At 60.0% G+C, this 21,005-nt stretch carries 13 protein-coding genes; 4 read left to right on the top strand and 9 right to left on the bottom strand.

Annotated features, from left to right (window positions below; genetic code table 11):
* Positions 1-35: 35 nt before the first annotated feature.
* The 3 genes from IVB05_RS43650 to IVB05_RS24095 all read right to left on the bottom strand — a co-directional run bounded on the left by IVB05_RS43650 (position 36) and on the right by IVB05_RS24095 (position 9,979).
* The gene (locus IVB05_RS43650) at positions 36-8,669 is read right to left on the bottom strand and encodes a calcium-binding protein (RefSeq protein WP_276578705.1); all 8,634 of its coding nucleotides are present in this window, start codon (positions 8,667-8,669) and stop codon (positions 36-38) included.
* 141 nt (positions 8,670-8,810) lie between these two features.
* Positions 8,811-9,536, bottom strand: coding sequence for a hypothetical protein (locus tag IVB05_RS24090; RefSeq protein ID WP_247778390.1), 726 nt, complete (start codon positions 9,534-9,536; stop codon positions 8,811-8,813).
* Positions 9,533-9,979, bottom strand: a complete 447-nt coding sequence (locus IVB05_RS24095) for a hypothetical protein (protein ID WP_247778391.1) — start codon at positions 9,977-9,979, stop codon at positions 9,533-9,535. The genes IVB05_RS24090 and IVB05_RS24095 overlap by 4 nt, the downstream gene beginning before the upstream one ends.
* A gap of 1,017 nt (positions 9,980-10,996) precedes the next feature.
* On the opposite strand from IVB05_RS24095, the gene IVB05_RS24100 reads away from it, so the two are divergent.
* Positions 10,997-11,977, top strand: coding sequence for a dienelactone hydrolase family protein (locus IVB05_RS24100; protein ID WP_247778392.1), 981 nt, complete (start codon positions 10,997-10,999; stop codon positions 11,975-11,977).
* A 253-nt stretch (positions 11,978-12,230) separates the two neighbouring features.
* The gene (locus IVB05_RS24105; RefSeq protein WP_247778393.1) at positions 12,231-13,073 is read left to right on the top strand and encodes a metallophosphoesterase; all 843 of its coding nucleotides are present in this window, start codon (positions 12,231-12,233) and stop codon (positions 13,071-13,073) included.
* A 105-nt stretch (positions 13,074-13,178) separates the two neighbouring features.
* Here IVB05_RS24105 and IVB05_RS24110 read toward each other — a convergent pair whose 3' ends face one another.
* The 5 genes from IVB05_RS24110 to IVB05_RS24130 all read right to left on the bottom strand — a co-directional run bounded on the left by IVB05_RS24110 (position 13,179) and on the right by IVB05_RS24130 (position 17,340).
* On the bottom strand, positions 13,179-13,457 hold the full coding sequence (locus IVB05_RS24110) for a hypothetical protein (RefSeq protein ID WP_247778394.1): 279 nt from the start codon (positions 13,455-13,457) through the stop codon (positions 13,179-13,181).
* A 103-nt stretch (positions 13,458-13,560) separates the two neighbouring features.
* Positions 13,561-14,583, bottom strand: coding sequence for an NADP-dependent oxidoreductase (locus IVB05_RS24115; RefSeq protein WP_247778395.1), 1,023 nt, complete (start codon positions 14,581-14,583; stop codon positions 13,561-13,563).
* 177 nt (positions 14,584-14,760) lie between these two features.
* Entirely contained in the window at positions 14,761-15,384 is a 624-nt protein-coding gene (locus IVB05_RS24120) for a hypothetical protein (RefSeq protein WP_247786874.1), read from the bottom strand.
* 6 nt (positions 15,385-15,390) lie between these two features.
* The gene (gene guaB / locus IVB05_RS24125) at positions 15,391-16,881 is read right to left on the bottom strand and encodes an IMP dehydrogenase (protein ID WP_247778396.1); all 1,491 of its coding nucleotides are present in this window, start codon (positions 16,879-16,881) and stop codon (positions 15,391-15,393) included.
* 210 nt (positions 16,882-17,091) lie between these two features.
* Positions 17,092-17,340: a hypothetical protein gene (locus tag IVB05_RS24130; RefSeq protein WP_108513616.1), complete on the bottom strand. Its 249-nt coding sequence runs from the start codon at positions 17,338-17,340 to the stop codon at positions 17,092-17,094.
* 135 nt (positions 17,341-17,475) lie between these two features.
* On the opposite strand from IVB05_RS24130, the gene IVB05_RS24135 reads away from it, so the two are divergent.
* Positions 17,476-18,951, top strand: coding sequence for a DHA2 family efflux MFS transporter permease subunit (locus IVB05_RS24135; RefSeq protein ID WP_247778397.1), 1,476 nt, complete (start codon positions 17,476-17,478; stop codon positions 18,949-18,951).
* Positions 18,952-19,183: 232 nt separating this feature from the next.
* Positions 19,184-19,654, top strand: coding sequence for a phasin family protein (locus tag IVB05_RS24140; protein ID WP_247778398.1), 471 nt, complete (start codon positions 19,184-19,186; stop codon positions 19,652-19,654).
* Positions 19,655-20,032: 378 nt separating this feature from the next.
* Here IVB05_RS24140 and IVB05_RS24150 read toward each other — a convergent pair whose 3' ends face one another.
* The gene (locus IVB05_RS24150; protein ID WP_346771775.1) at positions 20,033-20,920 is read right to left on the bottom strand and encodes a helix-turn-helix domain-containing protein; all 888 of its coding nucleotides are present in this window, start codon (positions 20,918-20,920) and stop codon (positions 20,033-20,035) included.
* Between the last annotated feature and the right edge of the window lie 85 nt (positions 20,921-21,005).

Raw genomic sequence — 21,005 nt, forward strand, 5'->3', positions numbered from 1 at the left:
CGCTCGCGCAACCGCCGTTCGCTTTCAGCCACTTCTCATATGATGTGGAAGTCTCCCGCATGCAGGTTGGCGACCGCCACGTTCTTCAGAAGTATGGTGTTACCGGCGTCGATGGTGATTAGCGTATCGCTTCCCGAGACCGTCGCGGCTGCGAGCGCCGCTGCGGCATCTGCGAAAATGCCATCTCGAAATTCGAGCACGTCGCTGCCGACCGTGAAATCCGTAACGGTGTCCTGGCCGAGGTTGGCGCGGAAAACGAAGGTATCGTTGCCCGCTCCTCCGGTCATGGAATCGTTACCTGCACCGCCAAAGATCGTGTCGTTACCCGACGTTCCCGAGATGGTGTCGTTGCCGGACGCACCGCGGAACCATGCAGCGGAGGCGATCTGAGTGCGATCCCACGTGGAGCCATCGGCAAAACTCACCTGTTCGATACCGGCCCCGCCGGAGAATTGATTATTGACCTGGATGCGCTCGCTGGTCGCGATGACCGTGATGTAGAGGTTGTTATCCCAACGCATGAACTCGACGTCCGAGGCGTTGAGGCCGACCAGCTTGACGACATCTGTTCCGGCATCCGCCCCGCTCTCGGAAACCACATCATTGCCGGAGCCGACGCGATAGATGTAGGTGTCGCTACCGCCAAAGCCGCTCAGGGTGTCGCTGCCGCCTTTGCCATCGAAGGTGTCATCGCCCGAGCTTCCATTGATGCTCTCGCCGTTCGCTGAACCGCGGTACCATGCAGCGCTGGCGATCTGAGCGCGATCCCAAGAAGAGCCATCGGCGAAACTCACCTGCTCGACACCGGCCCCGCCGGAGAATTGATCGTTGACCTGGATGCGCTCGCCGGTCGCGATGATCGTGATGTAGAGGTTGTTACTCCAACGCATGAACTCAACGTCCGATGCATTGAGTCCGACGAGTCTGATGTTATCAGTTCCGGCATCCGACCCGCTTTCGGCAACAGTGTCGTTGCCGTAGCCGACGCCGTAGATGTAAGTGTCGCCGCCGCCATAGCCGGTCAAGCTGTCGTTGCCGCCTTTGCCATCAATGATGTCATCGCCCGAGCTGCCGCTGATGCTCTCGCCGTTCGCTGAACCGCGGTACCACGCTGCGGAAGAGATCTGAGCGCGATCCCACGCGGTACCGTCGGCGAAACTCACCTGCTCGATGCCGGCCCCGCCGGAGAATTGATCGTTGACCTGGATGCGCTCGCCGGTCGCGATGATCGTGATGTAGAGGTTGTTACTCCAACGCATGAACTCGACGTCCGATGCATTGAGTCCGACGAGTCTGATACTATCCGTTCCGGCATCCGACCCGCTTTCGGCAACAGTGTCGTTGCCGTAGCCGACGCCGTACACGTAGGTGTCGCTGCCGCCATAGCCGGTCAGGCTGTCGTTGCCGCCTTTGCCATCAATGATGTCATCGCCCGAGCTGCCGCTGATGCTCTCGCCGTTCGCTGAACCGCGGTACCACGCTGCGGAAGAGATCTGAGCGCGGCCCATCGTGGAGCCGTCAGCGAAACTCACCTGCTCGATGCCGGCCCCGCCGGAGAATTGATCGTTGACCTGGATGCGCTCGCCGGTCGCGATGATCGTGATGTAGAGGTTGTTACTCCAACGCATGAACTCGACGTCCGAGGCATTGAGACCGACCAGTTTGACGATATCGACTCCCGTATTTGCACTGCCTTCGGAAATCACGTCATTGCCGGAGCCGACGCCGTATAGGTAAGTGTCGCCACCGTTGCCGCCTTGCAGGGTATCGTTACCGCCAAGGCCGTTCACGAGGTCGGCGTCCGACGTTCCGGTCAGCGTTTCCGCGCCGTTGGTGCCCAGCACGAGGCTCAACGCGCCGGCCGCTATTGCGGCTTTGTCCAAGACGGTCCCGTTCGCAAATTGGATCTGCTCGATCCCCCAGAACTCCGTCGGAGACGTGAACTGCGACTTGACCGTGATTGTGTCGCCGGAACTGAGGACATTGACGACAAGATCGTTGCCCCGGCGCACCAGCGTCACATCACTCGCATTCAAATCGACGAACCGCAGAGCGTCCACCTGTGCCGGAGCGTTGACACCATCGTCGATCGTGTCGCTGCCATCGCCGAGAGCATAGAGAAGCGTGTCGCTGCCGGCACCGCCCTGGATCAGGTCGTTTCCAGCGCCCGGCCGAACAACGTCATCTCCCACGGTGCCCACGACGGTGTCGGCGCCGGATGTCCCTGGGGTTCCCGAGTTGACGGAAATTTGCGCCCTGCTCCAGACCGTCGCATCGGCAAATGCGATTTCCTCGACGCCGGCAGAGGTCAGGCCAAACTGGCCGAGCACCGTAACCGTGTGGCCCGTCGTGGTGATCGTGATCAACAGATCGGCGCCGCTTCGTGAAAACTGGACGTCGCCGCGGTTCAGGCCGACAAGCTCGATACGATCCGTTCCGCCTGTACCGCCTTCGACGATGACATCGTTGCCGGCCCCTGCTCCGATGCGGTAAGTGTCCGAACCGCCGTAGCCAGCAAGGGATTCGTTTCCGGCTCCAGCTACAAAGATATCGGCACCTTCGTTGCCGATCAGCGCTGCGTTGTCCGTACTGCCAATGATCAAATGAGGATTGAGGTGGCTCAGGATATCCGATCGGCTCCACGTCGTGTTGTCGGCAAACCTAATTTCCTCGAGACCGGCGCCAGGCAGATTGGACAATTGATCCTGCAGGACAATGGTTTCGCCGTTTGCGAACCGCAGAACCACATCGGAATTGCCAAGGGACGAACGGCCGACGACAACGCTCGAAGGATCGAGACCGGCCCCAAGGACGAGCCGATCGATGTCGGAAGCGCCGCCGGTATCGACGATGCGGTCGCTTCCGTCGCCTGCGTTGTATCGATACTCGTCGGCCCCACCGGCGCCGAGGAGGCGATCGTTGCCGGCGCCGCCGACCAGCACGTCGGCTCCGGCATCGCCGGTCAGGACGTCGTTGCCGGCCGTGCCCGTCAGCGTTTCCGTCTGATCGACAATGTGAATCGTGATGGCTGATGTAACCGACAACCCATCGTCATCGGTCACCCGCACGCTGATCTGGTGCTGCGAGCCGGCCCCGAAATCGACGTTGGCGTCGGCCTTCACCCGTATCTCGTTGCCGACGATTTCGAACAGATCGTCGCCTCCGATCAGGCTGAAGGTGTGTGTTCCGGCGTCGCCGGCATCGACGGCGGCCAAGGTGGCGACGACCGTGCCGGCCGCCGCGCTTTCCGCCACCGAGCCACCGGTTACCGAAATCGCCGTCGACGCCTGGTTGTCCAGGCGGCGGAATTCAAAATTTTCCACAACTATTGCGGATATATTTACATTCTGCAATGTAAGATTGAAATCGTTGCCGAGCGAAACGACGACATCGGCGCCGACCTGGCTGGCATTAGCCAAGACCGCGGCATAATCGGCGAACACAGCCCGATCGAACCTGATGACATCGTGATCCGCGCCGCTTCCCGCAACGAAATCGGTGATCGTGTCGGAGCCCGAACCTGCACCGACAACGAACACGTCGGCTTCGGTCCCTCCGGTCAGCACATCGTCGCCGGCGCCGCCTATCAGCGTGTCGGTCCCGAGGCCTCCGTTCAGAACGTCAGCGCCGTCGCCGCCATCGAGCAGGTCGGCCCCCATTCCACCGGTCAGGGTGTCGCTGCCCGTACCGCCGAGGACGGTGTCGTTGCCGGAGCGGCCATCGAGAATGTCCGCACCGCCACCTCCGATCAGAATATTGTTTCCGGCGTCGCCGGAGATCTGGTCGGCATACGTCGTGCCGGTGACGTTTTCGACCCGCGCGACATCGGCGACGTCCCGCCATGTTCCTGCGGTCAGATCGGCCTGATCCGTTGTTCTGACCTCCGCACCGTTCGTCACCAGATCGACCCATGCGGCCGCGCCGAAGCCGGACAAATCCAGCGTATCGGTACCGAGGCTGCCGTCAGCGGTGACGAAATCACCCGGCGCATTGACGCTGATCAGAAGCGTATCGTCGCCCTGGCCGCCATAGAGCAGGTCGTTTCCGCCGAGCCCGTCGATGCGGTCATTGCCAGCCTCGCCATAGATGTTTTGCGCGACCGAAGACCCGACCAGCGTGTCGTCGCCCCTCGTCCCCGCGATGAACGGAGCCGAACTCGTTGCGATGCTGAGAATCGTCTCACGCCCCCATTGATCGCCGTTGGCGAACTGGATGTATTCGAGGCCGGTGCCGTTGGCGGCCGCGGATCCGCTGAACTGTCCCATTACGCTGATCGTCTCGTTCGTCGAGATGATCTTTATAATGAGCTTGTCGTCCGAGCGGCTGAGCCGGACATCGGAACTGTCGATGTCCTTGAGCTTCAGGATGTCAACGTCCGTCGTACTGTAAAAGCTCGAGGCTTCCGCCTCGATGACGTCGTTGCCGTCGCCCCTGGAATACACAAACGTATCGCTGCCGAGTCCCGACGAAATGAGATCGTCGCCCCGCCCGGCTTCTACGATATCGTTCGACCGGGCATCTAGGCTGATGGCATCACGCCCGTCGGTGCCGCGAAACCATGCATTCTGCAGGATCTGCTGACGTCCCCATTCCTCGCCGTTGGCAAACCTGATCGCCTCCAGGCCGGGATCCGGCGCCGTCGAGAGCGAATTGAACTGCGAGAGCACCGTTATGATCTCGCCGGTGGCGAGGACCTTGACCAGCAGATCGTTGCCTGAGCGACTCAATTCGACATCGGCAGCGTTCAAATCGGTCAGTTTCAGCATATCGATTGCTGTCGGCCCGTAAAAATTCGTGGCGCCGTCAGAGATAACGTCGTTGCCGTCGCCACTGGCGTAGATGAATGTATTCGTGCCCTGCCCCGCTTGGATGACATCGTTGCCCTTTCCGGCATGAAACGTGTCATCTCCCTGGAGGGTCGAAAGATTTTCGAGAACGTCCCGGCCGTCGGTGCCGCGGATCCATGCCGCTTCGAAAATCTGCTTTCGATCCCATTGGCCATCCGCAAAGCGGATCAATTCCAGGCCGTTGCCGGCGGCGAAGTTGTTCGGGTACCGAGCCGAGAAGTGGGAAGCGACGGTGATGATGTCGCCGGTCGATTTGATCAGGATGAGAAGGTTGTCTCCCGAGCGCGTGAGCTGCACGTCCGCGCTTTCGATATCCGTGAGAACCAGAACATCGGTCTCGCCTGCCGAGTCGCCGCTGCCGGATTCGTAAATGGTGTCGCTGCCGTCCCCTCTCGAATAGATGTAGGTGTCGCTGCCCGACGTTCCCGCGTCGTTGTTGATGAGAACATCGTCGCCGGCGCCGCCGACAAGAATATCGTCACCAGAGGACGCATAGATGTAATCCTTCCCGGCGCCGCCGGAGAGATAGTCGTTCCCGGTAAAGCCGAAGATCAAATCCATGCCGCCGCCGCCATAGATGGCGTCGTCGCCGGAGCCGCCGTCGATGACGTCGTTGTCGCCGAAGATATCGTCGCCGGCACTATCGCCATACAGGATGTCGTTGCCCTCGCCGCCGTTGACGATGTCCTTGCCGCCGCCGGCGGCCATGACGTCGTTACCCTTGTTGCCGTTCAGGACGTTGTTGCCGCCGCCATGGAACGGCTGAGGCTGCAACGCGTCCGGGCTGCCCAGGGTGCCGCCAAGCCCCCCTAACGAGGAGGCATTCCAAATATCGTTGATTCCAGGCACGAAGTGGCCAACGATATTGCCTTCATGCCCGAACTCATCGACGAAAACCTGCCACTGGATCGCGCCCTGAATGACATAGGTGGACACGACAGGCTTCCACCCCATGTATTGCGCGCCGGAATTATAGATAATCTGCTGCCGGCCAATGGTGCTGCCGTCCGCAAACTTGATGACGTCGATGCCGACCTGGTTGTCGCCCGCGCCCGTCAAAAGATCGGTCACGCCCGAGAAGAAGTTCGGAACGGTGATGATTTCGCCGGTTGAATTGATCGTCAGGACCAGCGTGCGGCCCTGATAGGAGTAAGAAACTTCCCCCGCCAATACGTCCTTCAGCCAAAGCGTATCGATGTCGGAATTGCTGGGATCCCCGATCTTGGACGAGAAATCCGAGATCTGGTCGCTGCCGTCGCCCTTCTTCCAAACGAAAGTGTCGCTTCCTTTCCACCCCTCCAGGACATCGTCGCCCCTTCCACCCTCGATGGTGTCGTTCAGTTCGGAGGCAAAGATATTGTCTGCGCGATCGGTCCCGCGAAACCAGGCATACTGCTGGATCTGCTGCCGGCTCCACGACTCGCCGTTCGCGAACTTGATCTCGTCGATGTTGGGTGCCGTCGTGCTCCACACCTCGGCGTTGCCCGGGAAGAAATTGACGAAATCAACATACTCTCCGGTCGACTTCACCGTCAGGAACAGGTGACCGCCAACCCGCGACAATTGAATGTCGGACGCGTTGAGGTCGGTGAGAACGACCGTGTCGCGCTCGGTCGGCGAACTCGATGAATCGTTGACGATATCGTAGCCGTCGCCCTTGCCGTACAGGATTTTGTCGTTGCCGGCGCCAATCTGGATGTAATCGTCGCCCTGGCTGCCATGGATGACGTCATCGGAACTGGAATCGAGAATAACGTTGTTGTGGCCATCGCCGCGAAAGACGCTGGCGTCCTTGATCTGGGTGCGACTCCACTCGGTGCCGTCGGCGAAGCGCAACACCTCGATGCCTTGGCCGGCGAAGAAACCCGTGACCGCGATCGTCTTGCCGGTTTCGGTGACGCGGATGAGGAGGTCGTTGCCGATCCGGTCCAGTGTCACGTTGGACGCATTCAGGTCGGTGAGGACGAGCTTGTCGCTGTCCGCGGGGGCTTCGCCGTTGTCCTTGATCCAGAGATTGCCGTCATGCTTGGCGTAGACGTAGATGTCGCTGCCCGCGCCGCCGCTTTCAACGTCGCCGCCACCGCCGCCGATGAAGACGTCGCTGGCGGAGGTGCCGTTGATGCCCTCGGCAGAACTCGTTCCGAAACGTCCGAAACCTGAGATAATGCTTTCAGCAAGGTCTCGAACCGTAGCATCGCTGATAGCGTCAAGGTGCGGCTGGACCGCTGTTACGTACGCTTGTCTATCGCCCGCAAAAATGATTTCGACTACTCCCTCCAGGCCACCTAGCGCCTTAATAAGGTAAATCGTTTGAGCGCCGCTGGCGGAAGGCGCGGCTGCTATTATGAAATCCACCACCATACCAACATTGCCTGGAGAATTGGGCGCTGCGGGGTCATTAGCGGCGTGAGAGCCAAAATCCAATAAACCATAATAGAAGTATGGGTTTGCAATAGCGTCATCGACGTCGGCAGTGCCACGCAATAACGCGCTGCGGGTAAGTTGCGCCAAAAACGCAGTCTTGTAGATCGAGAGAATCTCCTGAAAACCAGCTTCTACGATGCCACCAACACGAACGCTCTTTGGATATGTGCTTGCTTCCGTATCGCCTTCAAAAAAGCGGTAGGTGTCTCCAAAGAACTTCTCAATAAAAGCTAAGTGTCTCGCATCTACATACGGACCGCGACTTTGTGGATCAATCTCTTCAACGCCTGCCCACCGCAGCATAAGCTGCTCAAAAGCGTCCTGCAGCTCAGCCGGGTCCAAGTTGCCTGCGTTGTCTGCAAGGGCAGTCCAATCAGCGAGAAAACCGGCATCATTTGTCGCCTTGTAGGCAATACTGTTAATCAGGCCGGATCCCGCAAGTTGAGGAACTTTCTGAGCTTCCTCAGAAGGCGTGAAACCTGGCGTATTGTCCGAGAGCGAGTCTTGATTATCGGTTTGAAAGTAGATGGTTTGCCCAACACCCGCCGTTCCGTCAGTCCGTGTGAAACTGCTTTGATAACCCAAAGCATGCCCCGCGTTATCTCCAGCCAGTTTTTGTGTGGCGAGCGAAATAGATGCGATGCCAGCCTCAGCCAGAGATTGGAGTTCGCCCGGATCTGAAAGTCCGTTTTGATTGAGGTCACGCCAAACTTTTAGCTTAGCAAAGTCGACGTCTTGCGCGTCAATCTTTCCGTCGCCGTTTGTGTCGAGCTTCTCGAGGATGGCATACCCGTCCTCAGTCGGCGAACCGAAGAGTTCGAATCCGTTGTCGATCAGACCGTTGTTGTTCGCATCGATCGCAAGCATCCCATCGGACGGTGCGACCCAGCCTGTTCGCTCCGCGAATCCATCTCCTGCGAAGTCAAAATGAACATTCGAGTTTGCAAGGCCCGTGAGCTCGATACCATTTCCGTTGAGGTCCAAAACAATGGGGTCGCGCAGCGCCAGATGAAGAAAATTGGGAACATTATCGAAGAATTCAAAGAGGTTTACTAAGTTCTTTGGGTCCATTAGATCAATCGCCAGTCCCACAAGCCCGAAGGTCACTGCGGCGGCAACAAATCCACCCCCCAAGGAACCCACCGCTAGGGCGAGCAACCCTTGCATCGCGAACTTGATAAAGGCGTCCGTAACCGCCTGCTGGTTTGCGGCCGTTGGATCTGCGTTGTATTTGTTATAGGCAATGCCTATCCCAATCACACTGGAGGCAACGTCTGCCGCCAGCCCGAACCTACCAAAGACTTCCAAGGAGGGAGCGATCCCTGCTGCCAACTGACCTACGGTTCCTCCCTCCAAAACATAGGCGCCGAATTTCGCGAAAATTGTTCCTGTGGCCATACCAACGCTGAAGAGATGTAGGCTCCCTTTATTTGACTGATGAATGTTGGATCGTCATTCTTAATGCCGTCCGTCCAGTTGTTATAAGCGCCTGTAATTGTGTCCAAAAGCTCAAGCACCGACATGACGGCCTTCCTTTTCTTATCTCAGCAACTTACGCAAAATCGAAGCGATCGCGATGTCAACAAACACGAAGAAAACGAGAAGGAGCAGCAGTGCGAGGCTGACGTGGCGGTACACTGGCCACGATCCTATCAGGTCCAGCGTACTGCCCACATAGGCGAGAAGTACAATTGTTACCCCCGCGGTTCCTCCAACTACAATTGTCACTGTGGATTGGTAGAGTGTCAGCAATAAATTGTGCTGGCGTATTAGCCACGCAATCCGGGCGATATGTACTGCCAGCAAGCCGGCTAGTGTCACAGTCAGCGCAAAACTTGGCCGGCTGAAAAGAAGAAAGGCCACGCTCCAACCCAGAATTCCGGTGAGCCAATCGATCATCAGCATCCGAGTAATTTGTGGTCGGTTCAGGAAATAGAAATCACTGAAGCTGACTGCGCGCGTCCAATAACTTCCATTCTCGACTTCATGGTTCTCTCGTAACGACAACGAGATCGCCCCGCTGTCGGCTCCACCTTCCGCGCGTATCGCTGACATCATTTCGCCCGTGGTCGCCGACCAGCGAAGTTTCTTGCTCCATAGGATGATGATCGCTGCGAAAAATCCAAGGACTAGCCCCATGCCGGGCACGACAACCAACGGCCGGACTTCCGTGGTGGCAAAGGGCAACATAACCAACAGAGGTGCGACCGCTGCACAAATCGCCACAACAAGAGCATAGGGCAAGCGGTCGACAAATCTTATCATGCGAACTTCCTAATCCGTTGGCCTATCACGCTACTCTCGTCCTGGAGCTGCCCTGCAGTCCATCCTGCCCTGGAAGCGTAGTTCGAATTGTCAACGTTGACCACGTGATGCCCGCTTCCGATTTCACCTGCCAAGTCATTAGCGTCCTCTACGATGATCGTATCAACGACGGCAAGACACAGGTTGGCGCGCCCCGCACTCGTCATTAAAGATTCGTCGATGATCTGGATCGGCTGCGCAATTGCGCAAAAGAGGCTCACAATCAGCGAAACAGCAAGTATGAACAAGACGCTGATCAACGCATCTTGGCCCGCGCCCTTGAGCTCATAAGTGGCTACATAGGCGATCGCAGCCATAGGCGACAGGAAAAACAAATGAAACCAGATCAAGCGAACCGCTTGACTTGGATTGGAGTCGCCACGCTTGCGGCTGAAGGGCATCACGACAGACAGCCTCGTTCGCGCGATATGCGATCTGCGAAACTCACCGACTTTGTCCCATATCGCTTAATCGAAGCTCGAATCCCGAACATCCGGGAACGCTTACCGGAAGACAATTTAGCTGAACAGTGATTTGGAGGCTTCAAAGCATCGATGAAAGAAGTCCAGTGCTGCGCTTCGCACCGCCAACTGGCTACGAGCAAGCGTTTTCTCGCCGGCTGCACATATACGCTTTCGCCCGATCCTGGACTAAGCGAGAGGCCTGAATTCCCAGTCACAAGAACTCCAAGGGTCGCCCAAGACCGCCATGTGCAGACTCAACGACCGACTGTATTCGTAAGTCACACTTTCTAACGTTGCAAATGAATTTTTTAATCGTCAAGTTTGATTATAATTTCTGTGAGTTCGTCATTCGCTCTATTTGCCGATACGAAGGCGCCATCGCTGAGATGGAGGTGAGAAGCGCGCGAAAGCAAGAAGAGCACACCGCCGCAATGCATTGCCGTCGCTCGCTTCGATCAAAGACTCGACCACGCCCCAAAAGCCTGTCCACACGAAGCGCACCTTCCACGCGAGAGGACAGGCGAGCCAAGGATCGCAAGCGGAAGGATCGCAAAAGATTGCCAACGCCATGTTCAGGACAATCGCTGATCCCAGTTACCATGCGCTCAATGTCTTCAACCGCAAATCTACCGATGGGTAGTATGCATTTAATTCGCAGACGGTACCTGCGAAGCCCGACGACAATTGCCGGCGACGCGATCAATCCGGACATCACCAAGACCCGATATGGACCGAGAAGGCCGCCAATGCCGGCGATTTCGGTGGCATAACTAATATCGGAGTCGATCTGCGGCGCGCGCGTCGCTGTGCCCGCCAACATGCAGATGGCGTTGCCCGGAAACATCAAGAAAGCAAAGACGGCAAGACCGGGGGGACATTTGCTTTGACGGGAACAACCAGCGCTCTACTCTATCCCTGACGGCCGCCGAAAAAGAGCGGCCGCAGGAGGATTACAACTTGCGATTTTGCGATCAGGACATTGTTTTCGCCCACGGCGCCACAGCACCCAGCAAGGGACAGAATTTCGAAATTCCCACCGCCAATCCGGCCAATTACTTCCACGTCATCAGTAATTCCGCCGAGCTGCCGAAGCTTGCGATCGACGGCAAGCTGTTCCTGCCGGCCTCGGACCATCGCAAACGCAACGGAAAGCTGCCGCTTGTCATGGTGGTGCCGGGCAGCCTCGGCGTCGCGCCCTCGCACCTTGCGCACGCCGAGACGGTGGTCGGCGACGGCTTTGCGGCTTTTGTGCTCGACAGTTTTGGCGCGCGCGGCGTGACGTCCACCGTCGCCAACCAGACCCAGTTCTCCTTTGCCGCCAGCGCCTATGACGTGCTGGCGGCCTGGCAGGTGCTGTCTGTTCATCCCGAGATCGACGCCTCCCGCATCGGCGCGCAAGGCCACAGCCGCGGCGGCTCGGCGGTGCTGACCGCTGCGACCCGTCGCTTTGCCGATGCGGTGGTCGGCGCCGGCGCAGGTTTTCGCAGCGTGCTCGCCGCCTACCCCTGGAGCGGCCACCAGTTTCTCGATCCATCCGTCGACGAAACCGAAATCCGCGTCATCATGGGCGATGCGGATGAATGGTGCTCGCCGATGCAGGTGCAGGGCCACTGCCAGGCCATCCGCCTCTCCGGCGGAAGAGCGACGATGCGGCTGATCGGCGGCGCGCAGCACAGTTTTGACCGCGGCACCGATATCGAGAACGTTCCCGACGCATCCGTCTCTCCCGCTGCGCCGACGGCCTATATCGCCAATGACGGCGCCTTCATCCATCCGCTCACGGGCGTCGCGGACAGCAAGCTCGTCGATCGCGACCTGATGATCTATGCGCTGAAGGCCGGCTATGGCCGCAAGGGCGCGAGAATTGGAAGTCGCGATGGCGATGCAGAATTGTTCAAGGCGGACATGCTGGCGTTCTGGCGAAGGACGCTGGGGTGAGACGCTTGAGGGAGCGTGCGCCACGCAAACAGTCGTCATCACCCGTCACCGGATCGGTGCAAAGCGCCGCCCGATGACAGGCTCCAGCGGGTGATCCAGTATTCCAGAGACGACAGCGATTGAACCGATAGGCCGCGGCGTACTGGGTACCCCGCCTTCGCGGGGTACGACGATTGAAGTTGAGGCGGCAATTCAATTATCGTCATCGTTCCGACTTCGGGTTTCGCTATGATCAGCCCGAAAGGACTACTGCATGACCGAATTTCGCCTCACGCAAATTTCCGATACCCACCTCGCCCGCCGCCTGCAAAAGCTCACCGACAATTTTCACCGCGTCAGCGAGCATATCGACGCGACACGCCCGGATATCGTGATCAACAGCGGCGATATCTCCTTCGACGGACCCACCAGCCGCAGCGATCTCGAATTCGCCAAGGAGCTGCACGACGCGCTGCCGGTGCCGTGCCGGCATTTGCCGGGTAATCACGACATCGGCGACAACCCGACGGCGGTCGGTCCCGTGCCGAAGCAACCGGCGACCGAGAAAGAGCGACAGAATTATCTGTCCGTGATCGGCGAAGACCGCTGGCGCTTCGACGCAGCCGGCTGGAGCTTTATTGGATTGAACTCGCTGATCATGAACACCGGGATCGAGAGCGAGGCCGAGCAGTTCGGCTGGCTGGCTTCAGAGCTTGCGCGCATCAACGGCAGGCCGGTCGCGCTTTTCCTGCACAAGCCGCTTTATCTGAACACGCCTGATGATCCCGAGACGGAGGGAACGGCGATCCGCTATGTGCCGCAGCCCCGGCGCAGGAGCTTGATCGAGATGTTTTCGGCGGTCGATCTGCGGCTGGTTGCCTCCGGCCACGTTCACCAGCGGCGAGACTTCACTTATGGTCATACCCGCCATGTCTGGGCTCCCTCCGCCGGCTTCATCATTCCTGATCGGATGCAGGAAGTGATCGGCACAAAGGAAGTCGGGCTGGTGGAGTATCGTTTCCAGCCCGACGCCTTTGAGGTCCGCCACGTCAGGGCGCCGGGACAGACCGATGTTGATCTGGATTCACTGATTGGCAGGAAATCCCGGAGCGGATGACTTTTTCAAATCGTCACCCGCTCCATCGCTCTGATTTGAGCATGACCCTCTCGAAAGATTTTCGCTCGAAAGATTTTCGGATCATGCTTCACACGTCAGAGCGCATCACCACTGGCGCTCAACGAGGCCATAGGAGGAGTAGGAACGATCGTCCCATGGCGCGGTCGCAAAGGCGCCGACGCGTGGGGCCGGGTGAAACCGGTTACCGTAATAGTAGCCCGGTCCAGGCGTTGCCCTGACACCGTAGCCTCCTGTGACGTAAGCGGAGTTCGGATAGTTGGAGCCCGTCACGCCGGGTTCCTGATAGACCACTTGAGCCATTGCAGGAGTGGCCAGCATCGTGGCGGCAACCAGGCCGAGCGATAGTTTCTTGCAGTTCATCATTTGGCTTCTCCATTGGATGTCAAAACCAAACGATGCTTTCGAAGGGACGTTCCCCCATCCATCTCAAGTGGCTGTGAGGTTCGCGTTGCAGGTTCCAGTTGGCTCAAATTTTATCCGGCCCGACGCGCACCAGCTGCTTGCCGAAATTGGCGCCCTTCAGAAGGCCCATGAACGCTGCCGGCGCGCTGTCGAGGCCTTCGGTGACGAACTCCTTGTGCTTGACCTTGCCCTCGCGCACCCAGCCTGACATGTCGCGCAGGAAGTCGGCGTGACGCGCGGCAAAGTCGCTGACGATGAAGCCGCGGATGGTCAGGCGCTTGGTCAGCACGTTGCGCATCATCGCCGCCGCCCATTTCGGCGCCACGGCCTGGGTGTCATTGTAATGCGCGATCAGGCCGCAGACCGGCACGCGCGCGAACGCGTTGAGCAGCGGAAACACCGCCTCGAATACCGCGCCGCCGACGTTCTCGAAATAGACGTCAATACCCTTCGGACAGGCGTCTTTCAGCTTCGCGGCGAGATCGGGATCGCGATGATCGAGGCAGTCATCGAAGCCGAGCTCATTCTTGACGTAGGCGCACTTGTCCTTGCCGCCGGCAATGCCGACCGCGCGGGCGCCCTTGATGCGTGCGATCTGGCCCACGGCCGAGCCGACCGCGCCGGAAGCTGCCGCAACAACGACGGTCTCGCCCGCCTGCGGTTTGCCGATGTCGAGCAGGCCTGTGTAGGCGGTCATGCCGGGCATGCCGAGCACGCCGACGGCGGTCGAGATCGGCGCAATCTTCGGATCGATTTTTGCCAGACCCTTGCCGTCGGAAACCGCATGCGTCTGCCAGCCGGCGCGCGACAGCACGATATCGCCCTTGGCAAAGCCAGGATTGTTCGAGGCGATCACCTCGCTGACCGTGCCGCCTTCCATCACGCCGTTGATCGGAACCGGCTGGGCATAAGACGGCCCGTCGCTCATGCGGCCGCGCATATAGGGATCGAGCGAGAGCCAGATGGTGCGCAGGAGCACCTCGCCGGCACCCGGCGTCGGGACCGGGCAGTCCTCAAGGCGGAAGTCGGAGGGTTTTGGTTCGCCGACGGGACGGGATGCAAGAACGATGCGTTTGCCCTGGGACATGATGGTTCCTCCAATTTTTGCTTGTTGTTCTTCGTCATTGGGAGCGTAGCGAAGCAATCCATTCTTGCCAAACAAAAGCTGGATTGCTTTGTCGCTTTGATCCCTTGCGCAAACGCTTCGCGTTTGTCGCAGGCAATGACGGTCTTTGATCGCAATTACCGCCTGAACTCCAAAATATCAGGCCGCGATTTTGGAGAGCGCCGCCTCGAACGCGGCGGTCGCGCTCGGCAAATCCGTGAAGGCAAGCCCGCCATCGGCGGTCTGCTTCTGCGCTTCCGTCGCGGAAGGGCGAATCTCCGCGATCGGCTTTCCACCATTGAGCACGGCCAGGGGCGCGATCACGTGAAACTCATGGGCTTCGATGGGCTGATCTTTCAGCAGGAAGACCCCGATCGAGACGATATCCTTGCCACGCCGGTATGAAATATAGCGGTCGACCGCGACCGAGCCGTCGCGTTGCATCCCGCCCAGTTTTGCATAGCCACTCGAGTCCAGCAGTTTGTGCGCCTTGAAGCCCTTCACGCCCGCCGATCTTGCTTTCGCGGTCTCCTCCGACAGATCGTATTTCGCGGCCATCGCCTTGCCGATTTCAGCGAGTTGCTCCGACATGGCGTGCTCGAACTCTTTCAGCTCGGTACGCGGCTTCGATGCCTTGCGCGGCTTTGACGTATCCCGCTTATCCATCTCGGCTTTGCATCGCGCGATGATTTCGGCGGCGGATTTCCGCTCAGCATTGGCGAGCAGATTCTTCAAATCCTGTTTTGAAAGCGCGGCAATCCTGTCGTCCGACCAATCGACCATAATCAACTAAACTCCGCCCGGATAGTTCGGGCTTTCGCGGGTGATGGTGACGTCGTGGACGTGGCTTTCGCGCAGGCCCGCGCCGGTGATGCGGACGAACTGCGCCTTCTCGTGGAATTCGGCGAGGTTGCGCGCGCCGACATAGCCCATCGCGGCGCGGAGGCCACCGGCGAGCTGGTGCATGACGTTGCCGACCGGGCCTTTATAAGGCACCTGGCCCTCGATGCCTTCGGGGACCAGCTTCAGCGTGTCCTTGATGTCCTGCTGGAAGTAGCGGTCGGCCGAGCCGCGCGCCATCGCGCCGACCGAGCCCATGCCGCGATAGGCCTTGTAGGAACGGCCCTGCCACAAAAACACTTCGCCCGGCGTCTCATCGGTACCGGCGAGCAGCGAACCGACCATGGCGATGTCGGCGCCGGCGGCAAGCGCCTTGGCCAGATCGCCGGAATATTTGATGCCGCCGTCGGCGATGACGGGCACGTTTGCCTTCTTCGCCGCTTCCACCGCGTCCATGATCGCGGTGAGCTGCGGCACGCCGACGCCGGCGACGATGCGCGTGGTGCAGATCGAGCCCGGGCCGATGCCGACCTTGATCGAGTCCGCCCCCGCATCGATCAGCGCCTGCGCGCCCTCTTTCGTCGCGATGTTGCCGGCGATGACCTGCACGGCGTTGGAAAGCCGCTTGATCCGGTTGACGGCTTCGAGCACGCGGGAAGAATGGCCGTGCGCGGTGTCCACCACGATCAGGTCGACGCCGGCGTCGATCAGCCGCTCGGTGCGCTCATAGCCACCCTCGCCGACCGTGGTCGCCGCCGCCACGCGCAGACGGCCATGCGCGTCCTTGCAGGCGAGCGGATGCGCGACCGCCTTTTCCATGTCCTTGACGGTGATGAGGCCGACGCAGCGATACTGGTCGTCGACGACAAGGAGCTTTTCGATGCGGTGCTTGTGCAGCATCCGCTTGGCCTCGTCCTGGCTGACGCCCTCGCGCACGGTGACGAGGTTTTCATGCGTCATCAGTTCCGACACTTTTTGCTTCGGATCGGTCGCAAAGCGGACGTCGCGGTTGGTGAGAATGCCGATCAACTTGCCGGGAGAATTCTTGCTCGCGCCGGTGACGACGGGAATGCCGGAAAAACCGTGATCCTTCATCAGCGCCATCGCGTCGGACAGCATCGCGTCGGGGCCGATGGTCAGCGGATTGACCACCATGCCGGATTCATACTTCTTGACCTGCCGCACCTGGGCGGCCTGTCCCTCCGGATCGAAATTGCGGTGGATGACGCCGACGCCGCCGGCCTGCGCCATCGCGATCGCCATGCGCGCTTCGGTGACCGTGTCCATCGCGGACGCGATGATCGGGATGTTGAGCGGGATCGCGCGGGTCACATGGGAGCGGATATCGGCCTCAGAAGGCAGGATATCCGAGAGACCGGGTTTCAGAAGCACATCGTCGAACGTGAAGGCTTCACGGATACCCTGAAGTCCCTGCGCCATTTGCCAACTCCTTTCGGCGGCTCACCGCCGCGATCAGTTCTTATGGATGAACGCCGCCTCCGGCGATGCTATCGGCATCGCCGTCGAATCGAAGCCCATCGGTGGGGTTGACGGTGGTCGATAGCATGGCGGGACGCCGAATCAAAGCGTTTGCCAGCTATGCACAGGCTTTTCGGGAAAAGCCGCAATCCCAAGGGGTTAGCGGCAGCCTTAGGACCGATATCCCGGCGGCGGGCCGTGCTGGCGGATCGCCTCCACCACCTCGCGGTGCCGGCGGTCCTCCCGCTTCATGTGAACCGCGATCAGCGCATGCGCCGACGGCACCAGCAGCAGGACGTGGAAAATCAGCCCGAAAACCAGGCAAAACACGATCAGGACCAGGTTGAAGATCGCCGAAAACGGCTGCCCGTTCAGCAGCAGCCCGAGCGGCGGCAACAAGGCAGCAAGTACATAGATCATGCGGACCTCCAGCGGCTGGCGGTGCATACCAGCGTCACGCAGGATTTAGGTGGTCTGCCCGGCTCCGCAATGGCTTGCATGGCAACGGAATGATACAGGCCCCTTGCCTGCCTCTCTTCCGGTCTGCCTCACCCGATGACCAAAGAACGCCTGATCCCGCTGATCGTGGCCACTGCCCTGTTCATGGAGAACATGGACTCGACGGTGATTGCGACGTCGCTGCCGGCGATCGCGGCAGATATCGGCACCAGCCCGCTGACGCTGAAGCTTGCGATCACATCCTATCTGCTGTCGCTCGCCGTGTTCATCCCCGCCAGCGGCTGGACCGCCGATCGCTTCGGCGCGCGCATGGTGTTCTCGATCGCCATCGGCGTGTTCATGATCGGGTCGATCGGGTGTGCGCTGTCGCAGAACGTGACCCATTTCGTCATCGCGCGTATTCTGCAGGGCATGGGCGGCGCGATGATGACGCCGGTCGGGCGGCTGGTGCTGTTGCGTTCGATCGACAAGAGCGCACTCGTTAACGCGATGACGTGGGTGACGGTGCCGGCGCTGATCGGGCCGGTGATCGGCCCACCGCTCGGCGGCTTCATCACCACCTACTTCTCCTGGCACTGGATCTTCCTGATCAACATCCCGATCGGGCTGCTCGGCATCTTCATGGCGATGAAGTACATCGACCCGATCAAGAGCGAGGATCCCGAGCGCTTCGATCTCTACGGGCTGGTGCTGGCCGGCATCGGCCTTGCCGGCATCGCCTTCGGCCTCTCGGTCGCCGGACTCGGCCTGTTGCCCTGGCCTGTTGTCGCCGGCCTCGTCGCGGTCGGTACGATCTCGATGACGCTCTACGTGATGCACGCCAAGCGAACCGGCTCGCCGGTGCTGGATTTTTCGCTGCTGCGCCTTTCCACCATGCGCGCCAGCATCATCGGCGGCTTCCTGTTCCGGCTCGGCATCGGCGCACTGCCGTTCCTGCTGCCGCTGTTGATGCAGGAAGGCTTTGGGCTGTCGCCATTCCAATCGGGACTGGTGACGTTTGCCTCGGCCGTCGGCGCCATGGGGATGAAGACGCTGGCCGCGCGCATCATCCGCGCCTTCGGCTTCCGCTACATGATGACGGTCAATGCCGTCGTCAGCGCGGTCTTCCTCGCCGCCTGCGCCCTGTTCACGGTGACGACGCCGCTGCTGCTGATCTTCATCATCCTGGTCGTCGGCGGCTTCTTCCGTTCGCTGCAATTCACCGCGATCAATACGGTCGCCTATGCCGAGGTCGAGCCGGCGCAGATGAGCCGCGCCACCACGCTGGTCAGCGTCAATCAGCAACTGGCGATTTCCGCGGGCGTCGCGGTCGGTGCGTTCTCCGTGGAATCGACCATGCTGTATCAGCAGGTCACCGAACTGAGCGCCGGCGTATTCCCGCCGGCGTTCCTCGTGGTCGCGGTCATCTCGGCCGTGTCGGCGTATTTCTTCTGGCAGATGCCCGATGACGCCGGCCACGAAATCTCCGGCCGCAAGGCGGTCGAGATTTCCAGCCGCAAGGGCGCGGCAAAGGCGGCGACCAAGGCCGCCAGCGAAGGCACCGAGGACGCGCGGGACCAGCGGCTGGGGTAGCTTCTCAAGGTTCACCGCGTTTCACGTGGCTCAAGCGCCGGATTAGCTTCACTCCCTGACCGCAGGGCATCCGCGCCGTAAAAAATCTGACGTGAGAGTCAGAAAGCGAACGGAAGCCTCCGCAACTGTCAGCCATATCTGGTCAGACGCGGCGCGGAGCCGTTCCGTGCCGGGACCCACCATGTTGGGAATTCTTCCCTTAATTCAGTTTCGATTGAAAGGACGAAGACGCGTGAATCAAGCCAATACGAAGGAAACGAATGCCGATCCGAAAGCCGGCACCGACGAGAAGCCCTCAGGCATGCAGTTCCTTGCGGTGCCGGGCATTTTTGATGGGCTCGCCGAGCAGAACATGACCCGGGCAAAGGAAAACATCGAGAAGATGAAAATGGCCTCGGGAGCGATCAACGACGCTCTCCTGCAAGCCTATTCGGCCAACGCAAAGGGCGCTGCGGACTACGCTTCCAAAGTCATCGAGTTCTCCGGCGCCAATACCAGTTCCGCCTTTGATTTTCTTACCCATCTCCTGGGCATGAAGTTGCCCTCGGAAATCCTGCAGCTCTCCGCCGCGCAAGGCTGCAAGAACTTCCAAGCCACGGCCGCGCAGAGCCGGGAGCTTTGGGAGCTCACGCGCAAGGTCGCGAGCGAGACCGCCGATCCGATCAAGAAAAGCTTTGCCAGCGTGCTGCAGAAGGCGGCCTAGTTCTTAGTCGAACCTTTTGCAGCCCGCCGGGATCGGCTGGAACAAGCGCTTCCCCCGTGAGAAGGGCGCATTCCAGCCGATGGCGAAGCAACTTGCCGTCGGCACAAAAAATCCAGCAACGAAGGAGGAAAAATGGGCGTGGTCATGATCAAGTGCCCCGGGACGGGACGAGCTATCCCGACAGGCATGAAAGCGGACCGGGAGAGGTTTCGATGCAGCCCGGTGTTTTTCGCGCGCACCTTTTGCTCGATCTGCCAGACCAGTCACGAATGGTTTGCCCGGGAGGCCTGGGTTCACGAGCCTGAAGAGAAAGGGCGCATGCACGAGCCCGCATTCGCCCTGCAACCGGCGTAGAGCCGTTGATGCCCTGCACTCCGGTCAATGGCCCCGTGGCCGTTGGCCGGTCGCTCCCGGCGTCGTTGTGCGCCGCTGCACTTCGTCCGCGTCGGCAAACAGGGGGACTTCAGCCCTAAGCGGCTGCGGTTTCATCTCCTCCGTCAGGACGATGCGATCGATCCTGCGGCGCATGAGCTGGTAACATTCGCATGCCGCCGCTTCGAGCCCCGGCCTGTCAATCTCGATCGAGCTGCGCGCATTGGATCGGATGGCGCCCGAATCGCGAAGCTTGGAAATGACCTGCGTCACCGTCGTCCGCCGCACGCCAAGAAATTCCGCAAGCGTCTCCTGGGTCAGCGGCAGCACGTCTCCATCTGCCCGATCGCGCACCTGCAGCAACCACCTCGCCAGACGCGCCTCGACCGAGTGCAACGCATTGCAGGCCGCGACGTGCTGGAATTGCGCCATCAGCGCCCTGTTGAGGGTCTGAACCGCGCCGTTCAAGGCTCTACTGCGGCTGAGCGCCGCATGAAATCGTGTTGGCGAAATTTGCAATGCCAGCCCCGCTACCCGCACCACCGCTGTCATCGGAGAGCGGGTGGGCCCCAGTGTCGACAGGACGCCGACGGCTCCCTCATTGCCGACGACGGCGGTCGCGACCGTTTGGCCGTTTGGCATTTCCATGATGAAGGCGATCAAGCCGCTAAGGGGGAAATAAATCCGTTCTGTTGGATCGCCCGACCGCACCAGCACGGCATCCCGTTCAAGCTCAACCAGTCGGAAATGACGCACAAGCAAATCGAGGTCTGCTGGCGGCAACGCAGCTAACAGTCGATTACCAACTCTGGCCCTCTGCTCCATCACGGGAATACTCCTTCCCAGACGGAGGCGCGGCTCGCTGCAGAATTCCCGGTGGCGGCAGAGCTGCATGCGGATAAACAGACCGCGCCTGGCTAGAGAATACGCCCTATGGGGGAAAGTTCCAGCGGGATTCGCTCAGGGCCCGGCGCCTGCC

Origin of the sequence: Bradyrhizobium sp. 170, from assembly GCF_023101085.1 — a bacterium.
Lineage (GTDB): Bacteria > Pseudomonadota > Alphaproteobacteria > Rhizobiales > Xanthobacteraceae > Bradyrhizobium.

What these genes read in the sequence shown, in the direction of transcription:
- IVB05_RS43650 (WP_276578705.1), bottom strand. Translation starts at nt 8,669, where the DNA reads ATGGCCACAGGAACAATTTTCGCGAAATTCGGCGCCTATGTTTTGGAG.
- IVB05_RS24090 (WP_247778390.1), bottom strand. Translation starts at nt 9,536, where the DNA reads ATGATAAGATTTGTCGACCGCTTGCCCTATGCTCTTGTTGTGGCGATT.
- IVB05_RS24105 (WP_247778393.1), top strand. Translation starts at nt 12,231, where the DNA reads ATGACCGAATTTCGCCTCACGCAAATTTCCGATACCCACCTCGCCCGC.
- IVB05_RS24110 (WP_247778394.1), bottom strand. Translation starts at nt 13,457, where the DNA reads ATGATGAACTGCAAGAAACTATCGCTCGGCCTGGTTGCCGCCACGATG.
- IVB05_RS24115 (WP_247778395.1), bottom strand. Translation starts at nt 14,583, where the DNA reads ATGTCCCAGGGCAAACGCATCGTTCTTGCATCCCGTCCCGTCGGCGAA.
- IVB05_RS24120 (WP_247786874.1), bottom strand. Translation starts at nt 15,384, where the DNA reads ATGGTCGATTGGTCGGACGACAGGATTGCCGCGCTTTCAAAACAGGAT.
- guaB (WP_247778396.1), bottom strand. Translation starts at nt 16,881, where the DNA reads ATGGCGCAGGGACTTCAGGGTATCCGTGAAGCCTTCACGTTCGACGAT.
- IVB05_RS24130 (WP_108513616.1), bottom strand. Translation starts at nt 17,340, where the DNA reads ATGATCTATGTACTTGCTGCCTTGTTGCCGCCGCTCGGGCTGCTGCTG.
- IVB05_RS24135 (WP_247778397.1), top strand. Translation starts at nt 17,476, where the DNA reads ATGACCAAAGAACGCCTGATCCCGCTGATCGTGGCCACTGCCCTGTTC.
- IVB05_RS24150 (WP_346771775.1), bottom strand. Translation starts at nt 20,920, where the DNA reads ATGCAGCTCTGCCGCCACCGGGAATTCTGCAGCGAGCCGCGCCTCCGT.